The organism is Alkaliphilus pronyensis (assembly GCF_009017275.1).
Classification (GTDB): Bacteria; Bacillota; Clostridia; order Peptostreptococcales; family Natronincolaceae; genus Alkaliphilus_C; species Alkaliphilus_C pronyensis.
On record NZ_WBZC01000019.1, the window covers coordinates 78790 to 94506 of the forward strand.

Genomic DNA, 15717 nt, shown 5'->3' on the forward strand with positions numbered 1-15717 from the left:
CTTAATTATATAGATACGCAAATGCAAGTAAAAATATTTACTTTATGCACTTATTTCGAAGCTTTATGGCACTTGCTTACACCATAAGAACTGGGAGCATTAGAAACGCCCCCAGTTAATTACCCATATTATATAGAACTTAAAACTTATTGAAACATATTGATAAGGTTGCTATAATTAAACAATACAACTGTTGGTATTTAGTAGTTTTGTTGAAAGGATGAAAAAAATGCTTACTTCAATAATAGTTCTAATAGCTGCCTTTATATATTATAACTTTTTAGATTCACTGCCTTCAGCAATTATTACCATTACTCAGTATGCTCCATATGTTATTTTTTCATTTGGAATGATTATGGCTATACAGTTTAATAGAAGTCGTATTTTTTTTATTCTGCTAACTCTATTTATAGCTAAAATTGCCATTAATCCTATATGGGTAAATGATAGTGTTTTTACCTATATCTGTTTTTTTACAAGTATTAATGTGTTGGTTTTTTCAATACTTAAGGAAAGAGGCTACTTAACTGTTTGGGGTCTGATAAGATTCTTCTTTATTTTTATACAGGCTAGCTTTTTAATTTGGTTATATTTTAGAGGGTATTCAGAAACAGTTACTAAGCTAAATGCCGATTTATTCCCGTGGAATATGCTAAGCCCTATTCCAGATTATGGTATACTACTGTTTTTATTTGTATTAGCTATTTTGATACTTAGAGGCTATTTATATAAGTCGTTTTTAGAGCCCTTTTTAGTAGGGGTTATGGTATCCTCCTTCATATCACTAAACTTTTACAATAACAACTTACTATCGTCAGTTTTTTTTAGCTGTGGAGGAATCATATTAATTACTGCCATAATCAAGTTAACCTACAACATGTCATACCTTGACGAGTTAACTGGCTTACCTGCTAGAAGAGCCCTCCGTGAAGATATGCTTAAGCTAAGTGGCAACTATGTAATTGCAATGCTGGATATAGATTTTTTTAAAAAGTTTAATGATAAGCACGGACATGATATAGGAGATGAAGTGTTAAAAATGGTGGCTGCCACCATTAAGGAGGTCAATGGAAGGGGTAAAGCCTATAGGTATGGTGGAGAAGAATTCACTATTTTGTTTCCAAATAAGGATTTAACTGAAGCTATACCTTTTCTTGAGGAAGTTAGAGAAAGGGTAGCTAAAAGAGGATTTATTGTTAGAAGCAAAAACAGACCAAGAAAAAAACCAGAAAAAATTGTAAAGAATAAAATTACTACAAAAAAGCTACATGTTACTATAAGTATTGGTGGAGCAGAAAAGACAAAGGAGCTAAGAACCCCACAAGAGGTATTAAAGATGGCGGATAAAGCACTTTATAGGGCAAAGAAAAAGGGTAGAAATTGTGTAAGTAAGTAAAAAAATGGTACATATAAAGATAGAGAAGTTTAGATTTAAAGGGTAATAAAATACTGAATATAAGAATTGAAGGTGATTAAATGGGAATAGAAAAAGAAATCATTAATGTAGGATTAAGTATAATTAACGGAGGCTTGGTTAGAGGTACATGGGGAAATATCAGTATATGTGATGGAACAACAATGTGGATTACACCATCTGCCATATCCTATAAAGATTTAAAAGAAGGAGATATAGCAGTTATCCAGCTAGATACAGGGATACAAATAGGTGGAAGGCTAAAGCCTTCAAGTGAAATGCCACTTCACATAATTATTTATAAATCCCTGCCACATGTTAAAGCCATTGTACATACCCACAGCGTATATGCCACTGCCTTTGCGGCTATAGGGGAGGAGGTCCCTTGCTATACTGAGGATCAAGCTCAAATAATAGGTGGAAGCATTCCTTTAGCGAAGTATGCATTGCCTGGAACAACAGAATTGGCTTTAGAGGCAGTAGATGCTTTAAAAAAGGATGTATATGCTGCATTATTAGAAAGACATGGATTAATTGCTGTGGGCAGATCCCTTAAGGAAGCTATCACAGTAGCTGAAATAGCAGAAAAATCTGCTGAGCTAGCAGCAGTTGTTAGAGGAATGGATAAGGAAGCCAAACCATTACCTCAAAAGGAAATAGATATTATGAGGAAAATGTATATAGATAGCTATAGTAAATCAATTAAAGACTAGGAGGATTTCATAATGGGCTACTATCAAATGAATGAAAAACTTGCAATAGAATATTTAGTGGAGCATGGAGTATTTGATTCCGCCACTGGACTTACAGCTAAAGAAGTAGGGGATGGTAATTTAAACTTGGTTTTTATTGTAAAGGATGAAGCAACGGAAAATTCAGTAGTATTAAAACAGGCACTTCCTTATGTTAGGGTTGTAGGGGAAAGCTGGCCTTTAAGCATTGAACGGACAATTGTAGAAGCTAATGCCCTCGAAATTTATAATAATTTAACCCCGAATTATGTACCAAAGCTCATACATAGAAATGACCAACTGTCATTGATAGTTATGGAGGATCTATCCCACTTGGAGTTAATGAGATATGGGATGATAAAAATGCAAAAATATCCTAGTTTCCCAGAGCATGCTTCAACCTTTCTAGCAGATACCCTGTTTTACACCTCAGACATGTATTTAAGCTCAGAGGAAAAGAAAAAACTAGTAGCAAAATTTATTAATATAGAGCTATGTAAAATAACAGAGGATCTTATATTTACAGATCCATACCACGATGCCGACACAAATAATATCAACCCAAGACTTAGACCCTATTTAGAAGAGGTGTTCTGGAAAAAAACCGACTTATGGCGTGAGGTTTCTAAATTAAAATACAAATTTATGACAGAGGCCCAATCACTAATACATGGAGATTTACATACAGGCTCAATCTTTGCAGGTGAAAATGAAACAAAGATATTTGACGCAGAATTTGCTTTTATGGGGCCTGCGGCCTTTGATGTTGGTAAAATAATAGGTAATATTTTTATAAATTATATTTCATGGAGTGGAAAGGATGAAGATCCAGAAAGGATAAAAGACTATAGAAGCTACTTACTAGAAACGGTAATAAGATTACATAGATTTTTTGAAAGAAAATTTATAGAAAACTGGAAAAAGGATGCCCTCAATATATCAGCTAGAGCTGAAGGCTATAGGGATGACTTTATGAATAACCTTTTTACTGATACAATAGGCTTTTGTGGAGCTGTAATGATACGTAGAACCCATGGACTAGCCCAAAACTTAGATGTAACTGGTATTGAGGACCTTCAAAAACGTAGGGATGTACAGGTTAAGCTTTTAGAGTTGGGAGAAAAGCTTATAATGAATCGACATAGCTTCAATAATTTAGAAGAGGTTACAAATTTAATTAAAGAAAATATTGAATAAAGGAGTATTATAAAATGATTAGCCCAATAGAATGGAGAGATGGTAAGCTTTACATATTAAATCAATTGAAGCTTCCTGTAGAAAAAGAATACAATGTAAAATCAACAGTTGAAGATGTGTTTTACGCTATAAAGGATATGGAGCTTAGAGGTGCACCACTTATAGGCATTGCAGCTGCCTATGGGGTATATCTTGCAGCTAAGGAGATAGATTTTAATAATCATCAAGAGTTTATGAAGCACATAGAGGAGAAAACAGAATATTTAGCACAATCAAGACCAACCGCAGTAAACCTTTTTTGGGCCTTAGATAGAATGAAGGAAAAGGCTAAGACTTTAGAAAATCTTTCATTAGACGATAAAAAGAAATCACTTCTTGAAGAGGCAATAAGCATTCATAAGGAGGATGAAGCAATAAACCGCAGCATTGGTGAAAATTTTCTTAAACTGTTAAAGGATGGAATGACTATAATGACCCATTGTAATGCAGGTAGCCTGGCTACATCAAAATATGGGACTGCCACATCACCTATGTACCTAGCTAAGGAGAAGGGTTGGAGTTTTAAAGTTTTCGCAAACGAAACAAGACCTTATTTACAGGGTGCTAGACTAACAGCCTATGAGCTACACCATAGTGGTGTTGATGTCACTCTAATTTGTGACAATATGGCTGGCTCCTTAATGGCTGAAGGAAAAATTGATGCAATTATAACTGGTGCCGATAGGGTAGCAGCCAATGGAGATACAGCCAATAAAATTGGAACACTACAGCTTGCAGTAATGGCTAAGCATTACGGAGTACCCTTTTATGTTGCTGTACCAACTCCTACTATAGATTTATCAACTCCAACAGGTAAAGAAATTCCTATAGAAGAAAGAGGAAGCCATGAAGTAACAAATTGGTTTGGAAAAGCCACTGCCCCTGAAGGCATAAAGGTTTTTAATCCAGCATTTGATGTAACTCCCCATCAGCTTATTACAGCTATAGTAACAGAAAAGGGAATCATCTACCCACCCTATAACATGTCGAGGGGATGGGGTTGTTGACACTTTTAGATACTCAAGTCCTTCAAATTTACTTTTTAAAACAGCAGAAAGCAACCTGCTAACGATACAGGTTGTTTTCTGATATTTATTTGCGTTTGCCTTTGGGGGAAATAAAGTATATAACAGCAATAACAATGCCAACACTTATTACAATTACTATTGATAAAATTATCGTTGAAATACTGCTCATCATATTTTCCAACTAACTGTAATATCGTTATTACTTCCAGTGAGAGCCCCATTAAGCAAACTAATTATTTTTTCATATATAAAACTCCTTTTCATGCCACTCCACCCCTTTTTCAATATTTTTTTTGCTTTTTAGATTAGCAAATTGTATTGTGTTTAAAGCTAACTCATCTATAGCATAAAAATACGATAATTAAACATATATGTAACGAAATGGGAGTGAAATGTAACGAAATGGGAGAGAGGCTAGATATACTAAAATAATATTTTAAACACTTTGTATGGTCCATCAAGGTGTGTGTAGGAGGCGGCAGTTGTTGACACTATTAGGTATTTATTTCAATGAGTAAGTATTTGGAAATTCTTCGACTATGTATCAAATTCTTTGAAACTAATAAAATACTTTAATGAGCTCTAATACACTTAGAATTAATTATAGTTTTTTTATATTTTGAGTAACACAATGATAGCTTAATAAAGCTTTAATAATTCAGAAATCTTGTTTTCTAAGTTACACTTTTCATCGGTTGCATACAATATGATTCTTTTATAGTGTTCATAAGCTTCTATATCAAGTTCCAAAACACAAATTTCATCAAAATTTTCTGTAACAAACAATCTACTTATCCTTAATGATTCACTAATAGGTACAGTTATTCTTTCAGATGGATTTTCATACCCATTAAGCAATAAAGAAAGGTCTGTTTTTTTAAACCTTTTTTCACTTTTAACAAATTTTATTTTATAATCATCAAATAAGATTTCTCCTACAAAATGAAATCCTCCATATAGGTAAGATATCTTTTCTCCTTTTATTAATACATCTACTTTTTTTATAATCTCACCTTTTTCATTAAACAGAACCCCTTTTAACTCTTGATTTATTATACTGGTAGAACTATATATTAGTATAAATAGAATTATGAAGTATATAATTGTGCAAACAATTAATCTTTTTTTCATAGTTGGTCCCCTTGTGTTCTTTATAAATAATCCTCTAAATCTTCTCCACTAACATTTTGGTCGGTTATCTCATATCTAATAAAATCATTATAGTTCACCTCATCTGGGGCTTCTTCATTATACCAATCACTCAATTTGTTCCAAACATGCTCTACATTTGCAGTTACTATAACATAATCATCATTATTCATTTCCCACGCTGCATCATTAAGTGCATCTTCTAAATCATCGGTTGTTCCATACATGGTAACATATCCCAACAATACCCCTATAGTAAAGGCAAGTTTACCCCCAAAAGCGGTTAGTTCAACGCCAGATTCTCCATAAGATGCTAAAAATAACTCGAAATACGATAGACCTCTATCTTGCAAATCATTCCTTAAAGCATATGCTCTACTTTTTGATAAGCAAAATTCCATTTCCGAGGATTCTACAATAGGTGTAGGTGACCAACTTTCAGGCTGATTTTCTTGTGGTTGACTTTCTTTATTGTAAACTTCACTTTTTCTACCAACAATTAACTCATCATTCTCAATTTTCTTGTTGATGTATTTAACTATATTCTCCATATACAATACATCAGCTTTTTCGTGTCCATTTTCCTCTGCTTCTATTTTATCAAGAATTAGTGTGCCATTTTCATCTAATATAACAAACTTCTCTAACTGCTCTGGTGTTGACTCGTTAAAGCCCTTAGCATAATTTGAAAAATTTATATTTGCGTAGTTCAATGTTGTTATTGAAAAAAACATACATAATACTAATACTAACGAAATTAATTTTTTCACATTTACTCATCCTCTCAAAGAAATTGGAACACGAGGGGACAGACCTCTTGTGAACACGGGGGGACAGTCCCCTTGTGTTCTGTATCTTTTTAAAGGGCAAAACTTCCGATTGAACCCTTAAAGAACCGTCTCCTTGGTTTATTGGTTTACCCCTTAATGAATATCTAACCCATAATCTACAACATATATACCACTGGAATGATGGTAGGTGATATGCCACTCCTTATCTTTATTATTGAGGAGAGATAAGTCTTCTATATACCTTGGTAACAGGACCTTGATGGTATCAGTTCTATCACTAATGTAAGCGAAAAGGTAATCCTTAGCATAGAGAGAATAGTCAGAATCCTCAAGGATTAAACCTTCTAATTCTTTATCTTTTATTTTTTGGGTATTTGTTAATCTACCTATAGTAACTATTCTTGTGATAGATTGATTCCCTTCTGAAAAATCTTCTTTTAGATCTTTGAGTGAGACACCTTTATATACCTGATCACCCTCGGATTGAAACTTTTCTGTAGTGTGGGTTGCAAAAATATTTTTAATTTCTTTAAAAAAAGCTGAATTCATTACTTGTATGGAACTTATTTGATACTTACCTATGTAGACAGAAGAGGCCTTCAGGCTTATCATCAAGATTTTATCCTCAGAGCTGTAATACCAATTAGTATCGCCATATTTTAAACTATCCCTACTTGCTAGATATTTATAAAAGTTTCTATAAATGGAATTAGAGTAATCAATCCCTGTTAACTCACATGTAAGTTGTAGAAGTTGTTTCCTCGTTCCTTCATCAAGAATTATTGATTCATATGACATGGGAATATTAGGTATAATAGAAAAACTAAACATTTCATCCTTTTTCATACTACTAATAGTTAATGTCTGAACAAGTTCAGAACTAGATAACCTAAATACACTGTTACCTTCATTAATTGTGTACTCATCTATTATATGCCAATCTAAATCAACTTCCTCTAGTGCATTTTCAATATTGGTTTTTGACAAAGGAAAATCATAATGGTTTTGGCTATAGATTATTACTATAAATAATACTACTAAAAACATAATGCCGGTTGTTATAGATAAATACTTCATATTTACTGAATTAAGTAGAGTTTTCAATTATATCTTATACCTCCTCTACGTTTTTTTGTTTCTTAAAAAATACGAATAATCATCAAGCATAAGAACACGGGGGGGGGACAGTCCCCTTGTGTTCTTACGGGGAAAACTTATATCTGGGCGTATAGGGACAAGATTTTTTGTTATGGGTTTCACTGCCTCTTGTAAGAAAATGTGAAAACCCTAGCCCTTTTTTCTTGTTCCAAATGCATGGTTTTTCTATCAAGAACAATATAAACATTTTAGAGCTACATATAATTTTAATTGATAGTGTGCTTATTCAGCTCAATAAATTTATTGGTTAAATATATATTGTAAACACTTGAAACTGAACACGTTACCGAATAAAACAGTAGAATCTGCAAAGTATGCAAAGTATTAACTTGATATTTATTATTAGCATAAACATTTGCTACAAAAAATACTAGAACGGAAATCATTAATATTGTATTAATAAGCTTTAAAAATCTTAAAACCTTGTTTTTACTTATATTTAATTCAATAGATTCTTTTTTGTACACTCTTCCTATTTTGTTTTTCTTATGTTGATTAATCAGCGACAAAATCAACATAGTCAACAGGATAAATACCGCACTAACGCCTATAGAAATATTTGTTAGTGCAAAAGATACAACTTGTAGTATTAATATAATGTAATATTTAAACATATAATCCACCCATTCTCTTTAAGCACTTATTACTTCATTAACATACTATTATACTTAGTATTTTCGTGTTCCCAATCGTCTGTAGTTCTAGCATCTCTAGTGTAGGTTTCAGATTTAGCTTCTAACCAAGTGTTCACTAATGTTATCTTATCAGTTAACAGGTTTACTTGATACTGCTTTTTTTCTCAAGTATAGAAATCTGTTTTATAATCTTTTTTATTTGATCCATAAAAGTCATATAAAAGCACTATGAATACGGGGGGACAGAACACGGGGGGACAGTCCCCTTGTGTTCTTCTTCATAGTTCCTCATCAGTAAAGGTTAGTGTGACTACCTGCACTAAATCCATTCCTTCAAATTTAGACGGTTCAAAATAATCTTGAATCGAATAGCTTCTCATACTTGTACCACTATCATAAACCATAAGAGCAACTGGGATTTCCTTATACATCTCTATTTTTTGGAATTCTTGTAAAAAACCGATTGTGGATACCATTGTTTCTGCATCAAGTATAATCTCATCTGTATTAAAGGAGAATATGCCACCAGAATTCACATTAAAGTCAATAACATAATTCTCCTTCAATTGCATCGTAAAAGTACCCGTTAATACATCAATCGGTTCCCTCTCTGTTCCTATTGAAATAGATGCTCCACTTATACTATGCCAAGTATTGTCAACTTCAAGTCTGTAAACATTAACATTCAATGTTATAGATTCATAAGGTGCATTAAAGGAAATAATTTGTGAATTTCCTTCCATGCCAAATGACTGTAATAAATATTTTTCGCTTTTGGTTAGATTATATGGTTGAACTCCTTCTTTAATTAAGGGTTTAGGAAAATCCGATTGGCTCCAACAAGCAACTAAATGCATTATAGTTATAAATACTAATATTAGTGAGTATACTTTTTTAATTTTTATATGAAATCACCTCATAAATTTAATCGGCCACTTAAATTTTTTTCATGTTTCTAGATTATATTTATATGTTGATATGATCTAAAAACATTAGAACTTGTTTTTTGTTTTATTAATCAAATCGTATCCTATAGTTCCCATAGAAGAAGTGTACAAGTTATATTTATCTATGATGAATTCTTCTATTTGCTTATTGGAATTATTGTAGCATTGTAGCCAATCTTTGAAATCTAAGCTTCTAACAGTATGATTAGTAGAACTTTGTTGGTACTTCTTAGGCATATTTGATTTTATTGTATCAACAAGCTTATTAGTAACTTCTTTCATCATTATAAATGTTTTAACATCTTCGCTAGTAAGAGTATATATGTTATCTTGTAATTGTATATGAAAAATATCAAAGGATACATCATTTTGAACTAAACCACCTGTAAATCTATAGAAATCACTTACAATTTGAATTATAGGACGTTTATTTCTGATTTTATAATTATTATGGAACCTAAATCTTTCCATATCTGCTAATTTAGAATACATAGTACCATAATTCTTATGTAATTCTACAATAGTCTCTATTTTAACAGTTTCAGAAGAAGAGATTTCATCTAGTATACTTTTATTTCTTATTATAGAATACATCATATGATTGTACATTTCACTAGCATAGTTTTTACTGAAGCTTTTATAAGCATTATTAAAGTATATATTGCTTATCAAAATAATAATTATAAAAACTAATATGTAATTAAAGTATTTTTTCAAGTGCCTCTCTCCTTCTATGAGAACACGAGGGGACAGTCCCCTCGCGTTCTTAAATCCTTGCACTCAGCATTAAATAAGAGTCAATCTTCCAATAATTGTGTATACAAATCTAAGTTAAAATTCCTAAATAATGTTGCATCTATTTTTTATTCTCATTTTCAATAATTTTCTTTATAGTATCATTATCTATTAAACTAAATTTGATCTTTTTTATAATATCCTTCTCACCTTCAATATAATAATATTCAGGTATTTGTACATATATATCATTTGCTTCATTATAATATAATGACTTTCCATAGGAACTATATTCTTTAAAGTTTTCTTCAGCGTTTCGTTTTGCTTCATCATAGAATTTATTGATTTCTTCAAAGCTCAAAATAGTAAAGTAGCTGACCGACGGCTTAAGAGACACATCAATGTTTTTTATAAAAGCAAAATTATGTAGAGGCACAGCTATCTTATAATCATCAATTGTGTAACTGATATTCTTTTGCATAGTTACTGGTAAACATCTAATAAAAGTTAATTCATCTTCATATTTTATAAATAAGAACATAAAAAACAAGATTAACACTGCTATAATTATAATAATAATTTTCCAGTTTATTCTCAAAATTAATTACACTCCTCGTATTAAATTAATTCATATACATGTTATTTTTTAATGGGAACACGAGGGAAATGTCCCCTCTTATTCTTAAAGAAAACTTAGCCCAGATGGAGTTTTAACTCCACCTGAACTCTAGTTGCCCTTATTTCGAAGCTTGGCGGCACTTATCTCCCGCTTAGAAGTGGGAGTGTTAGTAACGCCGCTGAGATAAATATTAACTTTTTACATTGCAGTACTTCTACAGATTATAGTCCTTTTCCTGCCAAAAACAGTAAATAATATAAAGGTAGAAATGCAGGGATGGTTGGTACTTGTAGATGGGTACTCCAGTTTTTTTATTACTACAAAGATATAGTGCTGTAGTCTCAAAAAAAAATAGTAAGAAGTTACAAATTTCGACAACTAAGAATGACATTTTTAGCTATAATTAAATAAACTACATTTTTTGACAAAGGCAAACTTTGTGAAAGCAAAGGACGCAAAGCCACGGGTCTAAAGCAATAGCCATGATCGCCGGGTTGCAGTAAAATAGAAGCTTCATGCCTATACGGCATGGAGTTTTTTGTTGCTTTTGTTCTTATGAAAAAATAAACATTAGAGAGGGTGGAAGGATGAAAAGAATTGCAACTGTCTTGATAATTGTGCTGCTAATGCAGACGGTCTCTGCTGTAGGTTTGGACAATGTATATGTATACTCCATGGAAATTAATGACATACATATTAATTTTCAAGACTCAGAGTCAACAACCCCTGGGGATTATCTTCCTGACATTGGAGAAGCTTATGGGAATCGAGGGGAGTATACCTATGGTTGGAACCAAGATCACAGTAATAATGGAGTGGTCTGGCCTGAACAGGCTGACGAAGCTTTAGCAACAGGGCTGTTTTTGAATCAAAACAGTGTTTGGGAGCTTAAGCTCAATAATGGAATCTATGAGGTAACCCTAGGAGTTTACTCAGAGGAAGAAAAAAACATAGCCCTATCGGTTGAGGATAAATCCTATTGGGATCAACGCCAAATAGAGGCTAATGAACTACTAGAAAAGACTTGTTCAATTGAGGTGACAGATGGCAAGCTAACCTTATATGCAGAAACAGATGATACGCTAATTAGTTATATAAGTGTTGTTCCCAGTAGCGTGATAATTGAAGAAGAGGAGCCGATTGAAGAGCCAGATATAGAAACAGAAGAGGAACAGGAGGAAGAAGTTATAGAGGAAACTGAGCCTGAAGAAGAGGAACCAGTTGAAGAGCCAGATGTAGAAACAGAAGAGGAACAGGAAGAAGACATAGAGGAAACTGAGCCTGAAGAAGAGGAGCCTGTTGAAGAGCCGGATATAGAAACAGAAGAGGAACAGGAGGAAGAAGACATAGAGGAAACTGAGCCTGAAGAAGAGGAACCAGTTGAAGAGCCGGATATAGAAACAGAAGAGGAACAGGAAGAAGACATAGAGGAGACTGAGCCTGAAGAAGAGGAGCCAGTTGAAGCGTTGGATATAGAAATAGAAGAGGATTCTCAGCCTGATGAAGATCCAAAGGAAATAGATAAGCAGTTAGATGTATTAGTGAAGATGTACAATGCAAATCGTGCTTCTGAAAATAATACTATTTATCCTTGGTTCCAAGTAGTAAACAGTGGAGAAGAGGTTATTCTGTTAAAGGATGTGAAAATTAGGTACTATTACACAATTGACGGAGAAAGGGACCAGCAGTTTTTTTGTGACTGGTCAAATATTGGAAGTGGAAAGATATCAGGGGATTTTGTAAAAATGGAACAGCCTTGGGAAGGGGCAAACTACTACTTAGAAATCAGCTTTGAGGAGAGTGCTGGCTCCCTTTTACAGGAGGAAACTGTTGAGATACATGGAAGAATAGCCAAGTTAGATTGGAGCAATTATACTCAGACTGATGATTATTCCTTTAATCAAAACGACACCACCTATGAGGAATGGGATAAGGTAACCCTTCATTATAAAGAAGATTTAATTTGGGGAGAAAAAGGCACTGAAAATGAACCTGAGCCAATTCCAACTGAGCCAGAGCTCACATTGAGGATGTTTAACAGTAATAGGAACGAAATAAGCAACACTCTTTTTATTCGCTATGAGTTGGAGAACACAGGTCAGCTGCCAGTTGATTTTAATGATATTAAAATACAGTATTTTTATACTGTGGATGGCAATAAACCCCAAAACTATTTTGTAGACTGGTCAACTATTGGTGCCTCTAATGTACTGGGGGAACTAATAGAGCTAGAGGAACCTTTAGATGGAGCAGATCATCTTTATCAAATCGGCTTTCAAGAGGATGCAGGTGTATTAGAGCCTGAAGAAAAAATTGAGATTCATTCTAGAGTTGCAAAATCAGATTGGAGTAATTTCAATCAATATAATGACTATTCCTTTAATTCTGAAGCAAACAAGTACCAACAATGGGAAAAGGTAATATTATTGCTAAATAACGAAATCATTTCCGGTGAAGAATCAGAGGTATTACCTCCACCACAGGAGCCAGAAGAGCCACAGCAGCCTATTAAAATACAGATGTATAATGCGCAGCGAAATATGACCACCAACACAATATTCCCATGGTTTAGAATCTATAATACAACTTCATCACCAATTGAACTAGAGGACACAATTGTTCGTTATTTTTTCACAACAGATGGGGAAGAACAACTTAACTATTATGTTGACTGGTCAAATGTTGGTGCATCAAATATTAAGGGTAAATTCAGTGAATTAGCTAAACCTCGTACCAATGGAGATCACTATTTTGAAATTGGTTTTGAATCCAGTGCTGGATCATTAGCTTCAGGTGAGTATGTAGAGATACATACTAGGCTTGCCAAAAATGACTGGAGTAACTTTGATCAGTCAAATGATTTTTCCTTTAACCCCGATTCCAATAGATATGAAGATTGGACAAAGGTAAATGGTTACTATGAAGGCTTCTTTGTATGGGGGGAAGCAGATTTCTTTGATATACCAGAGGGACTAACAGCAGTAGCAACTGAAACAACTGTCAACTTAGAGTGGGAGCCCGTTGAAACGGCAGCACTATATGATGTGGAGGTAGATGGAGAAATAATATCTGTTGACAGTGAAGGTAGTTATCTACATGAAGGGCTTTTACCTGGAACAATGCATACCTATAGAGTCCGTGCAAAAACCTCCACTGTTACAGGTGGATGGTCAGAGTCATTAGAAGTGTTTACCATACCTGGTGTACCCCAAGGATTACAGGCCCACAGCACCAGTGAATCGGTGAATCTCAGCTGGGACCCAGTCCCTGGAGCATTAGGCTATGAGGTAGAAATCTATGGAGAGCCTATTGATGTTGGTTCTTCCCTCAGCTATAACCATACAGACTTAAACCCCAATACCCAAACTACCTATCGGGTTAGGGCTAAAAATGAAAGTGGTATAGGGCAATGGAGTTCAATTATAGCCCATTCAACCTTGCCAGCAGTTCCATCAGGCTTGAAGGGAAATGCCAGTTCTAATAGCGTAACGGTTACTTGGAACTCAACTCCAGGAACTTCTACATATGATCTGGAAGTTGATGGTTCAATTCTTGAGGGATTAACTCAACCAAGCTTCCAACATGCAAATTTAAATCAAAATGAAGTTCATCAGTATCGAGTAAGAGCAAGTAATGCATTAGGAACAAGTCAATGGTCTGATTTGATTATAGTTCAGACTTTACCAGAAACACCTAAAAATCTAACAGGAATAGCAACACAGAATCAAATTTCCCTTTCATGGGATTGTGTTGAAGGTGCAACAGCCTACGATATACAAGCGGATGGAGTGACAATAGAAGATATCACATTACCTGAATATACCCATGTAGACCTTGCGCCAGATTCTAAACATGCCTATCGAGTAAGGGCAAAGAATAATTCAATAGTAGGGCAATGGAGTGAGCTTGTAACCTTAACTACCCTATTAGATGGAGAAATTATAGTATATGCCAATCCATCTAGTTCACAAATAGAACTTACCTGGAACATGGTAGCTGGAGCTTTGTCCTACGACGTTGAGGTAGATGGCGTCATTATAGATAATGGTCTTAATACAGCCTATACACACAAAGATCTTCTTCCAAATACAACCCATACCTACCGAGTTAGAGTTAGAAGTGAAGGTGGATTTGGCCAATGGAGCGAAGCTGTAACTGCTAAAACCATATTTGGCACACCACAAAATTTACAGGCTATAGCAGATAGAAGCTCAATTGTATTAACATGGCAAGGGGTAGATGGTGCAACAGGCTATGATGTATTTGCTGATGGAGAGGTATTTGATAATAAAGGAGATACCTCCTATCACCATAGTGGATTAGAGCCCTATTCCTGGCATGTATATAGAGTAAGAGCCAAGGGCGATGGAATTATAGGTGAATGGAGCCCTCCAATTACTATTCCAACCTTAATTGGTACTCCACAAAATCTCAAAGGGAAGGCCGAAAGTAATCAAATTAGCCTTGACTGGGACTCAGTTGCCCATGCTTCCTATTATGAGATCGAAGTGGATGGCAAAATAATTAAATCTACCTCATCCAGTTCCTTTACCCATGAAGGGTTAGAAGTAAATAAGCTTTATACCTATAGAATCAGAGCAATTGTAGAAGATGAAAGACCAGAATGGAGTAATATTAGTAGATGGAGTAGATCACTAGAAATTGCAACGCTACCAGGTCCTCCAACTAATTTAAAAGCTGAAGCAAATACCCATTCTATCACACTTACATGGGATCATATGGAAGGAGCCAGCAGCTACGATGTTGAAGTGGATGGGATTGTTGAGGAGGGAATAACTACTGCTAGCTATACTGTTGACGGATTAAAACCAAACACCTATCACAGCTTTAAAGTAAGGGTACATGATGGTGATACATTGAGTGAATGGAGTGAAGTACTTGAAAAAAACACCCTACCAGAGCTAACAATTCAGGTAGCAAAGGATAATTTATTCCATTTTGTGGTGGTAGCTCCGCCAAAGGCCGATGAAAGCCCATTGACTATTACAGTCACCTACGATTCGGAAGCTGTTCAGGTACTGGATTTATCTGCAAACACGCCTGAAGTTATTCTTGAAACTGGCAATATACCTGGCACCAATATTACTGTCACTGAGTTTTCAACAGGAAAGATAGTTTACCAAGTTGATGGTGCTGATAAAACAACTGTTAATAGTATACAATTCTTGTCCCTATCAAATGAAGATTCAAAAATTACCTATAGGATTGAGTAAAATCAGAGTTAATTAAAAGTAATTTATTACAATCTAAAAG

The 15717-nt window shown here is 34.2% G+C and carries 11 protein-coding genes and 1 riboswitch; of the genes, 5 read left to right on the forward strand and 6 right to left on the reverse strand.

What is annotated here, in order from left to right; all coding sequences use genetic code 11:
* The first annotated feature begins 229 nt into the window (after positions 1 to 229).
* The 4 genes from F8154_RS06550 to mtnA all read left to right on the forward strand — a co-directional run bounded on the left by F8154_RS06550 (position 230) and on the right by mtnA (position 4388).
* Complete coding sequence (locus tag F8154_RS06550) at positions 230 to 1396, forward strand: GGDEF domain-containing protein (RefSeq protein WP_192930186.1); 1167 nt, start codon at positions 230 to 232, stop codon at positions 1394 to 1396.
* An 80-nt stretch (positions 1397 to 1476) separates the two neighbouring features.
* Positions 1477 to 2127 carry a class II aldolase/adducin family protein gene (locus F8154_RS06555; RefSeq protein ID WP_151860808.1) on the forward strand — a complete coding sequence of 217 codons (651 nt, stop codon included), beginning with the start codon at positions 1477 to 1479 and terminating at the stop codon, positions 2125 to 2127.
* Between the two features lie 12 nt (positions 2128 to 2139).
* Positions 2140 to 3342 carry an S-methyl-5-thioribose kinase gene (gene mtnK, locus F8154_RS06560; protein WP_151860809.1) on the forward strand — a complete coding sequence of 401 codons (1203 nt, stop codon included), beginning with the start codon at positions 2140 to 2142 and terminating at the stop codon, positions 3340 to 3342.
* Between the two features lie 14 nt (positions 3343 to 3356).
* A complete protein-coding gene (mtnA, locus tag F8154_RS06565; RefSeq protein WP_151860810.1) occupies positions 3357 to 4388 on the forward strand; it encodes an S-methyl-5-thioribose-1-phosphate isomerase in 1032 nt (343 codons plus the stop codon).
* A gap of 660 nt (positions 4389 to 5048) precedes the next feature.
* Here the strand turns inward: mtnA and F8154_RS06570 are convergent.
* The 6 genes from F8154_RS06570 to F8154_RS06595 form a co-directional block, all read right to left on the reverse strand.
* On the reverse strand, positions 5049 to 5540 hold the full coding sequence (locus F8154_RS06570; RefSeq protein ID WP_151860811.1) for a hypothetical protein: 492 nt from the start codon (positions 5538 to 5540) through the stop codon (positions 5049 to 5051).
* Positions 5541 to 5560: 20 nt separating this feature from the next.
* Positions 5561 to 6328, reverse strand: coding sequence for a hypothetical protein (locus F8154_RS06575; protein ID WP_151860812.1), 768 nt, complete (start codon positions 6326 to 6328; stop codon positions 5561 to 5563).
* Between the two features lie 153 nt (positions 6329 to 6481).
* Complete coding sequence (locus F8154_RS06580) at positions 6482 to 7453, reverse strand: hypothetical protein (RefSeq protein WP_151860813.1); 972 nt, start codon at positions 7451 to 7453, stop codon at positions 6482 to 6484.
* Positions 7454 to 8420: 967 nt separating this feature from the next.
* Positions 8421 to 8999: a hypothetical protein gene (locus tag F8154_RS06585; RefSeq protein WP_207706853.1), complete on the reverse strand. Its 579-nt coding sequence runs from the start codon at positions 8997 to 8999 to the stop codon at positions 8421 to 8423.
* Positions 9000 to 9134: 135 nt separating this feature from the next.
* Positions 9135 to 9806: a hypothetical protein gene (locus F8154_RS06590; RefSeq protein WP_151860815.1), complete on the reverse strand. Its 672-nt coding sequence runs from the start codon at positions 9804 to 9806 to the stop codon at positions 9135 to 9137.
* A gap of 139 nt (positions 9807 to 9945) precedes the next feature.
* Positions 9946 to 10422: a hypothetical protein gene (locus F8154_RS06595; protein ID WP_151860816.1), complete on the reverse strand. Its 477-nt coding sequence runs from the start codon at positions 10420 to 10422 to the stop codon at positions 9946 to 9948.
* Between the two features lie 440 nt (positions 10423 to 10862).
* Positions 10863 to 10945, forward strand: a riboswitch (cyclic di-GMP riboswitch).
* Between the two features lie 85 nt (positions 10946 to 11030).
* Between F8154_RS06595 and F8154_RS06600 the strand changes: the two genes are divergently transcribed.
* Positions 11031 to 15677 carry a cellulose binding domain-containing protein gene (locus F8154_RS06600; protein ID WP_151860817.1) on the forward strand — a complete coding sequence of 1549 codons (4647 nt, stop codon included), beginning with the start codon at positions 11031 to 11033 and terminating at the stop codon, positions 15675 to 15677.
* Positions 15678 to 15717 lie beyond the last annotated feature (40 nt).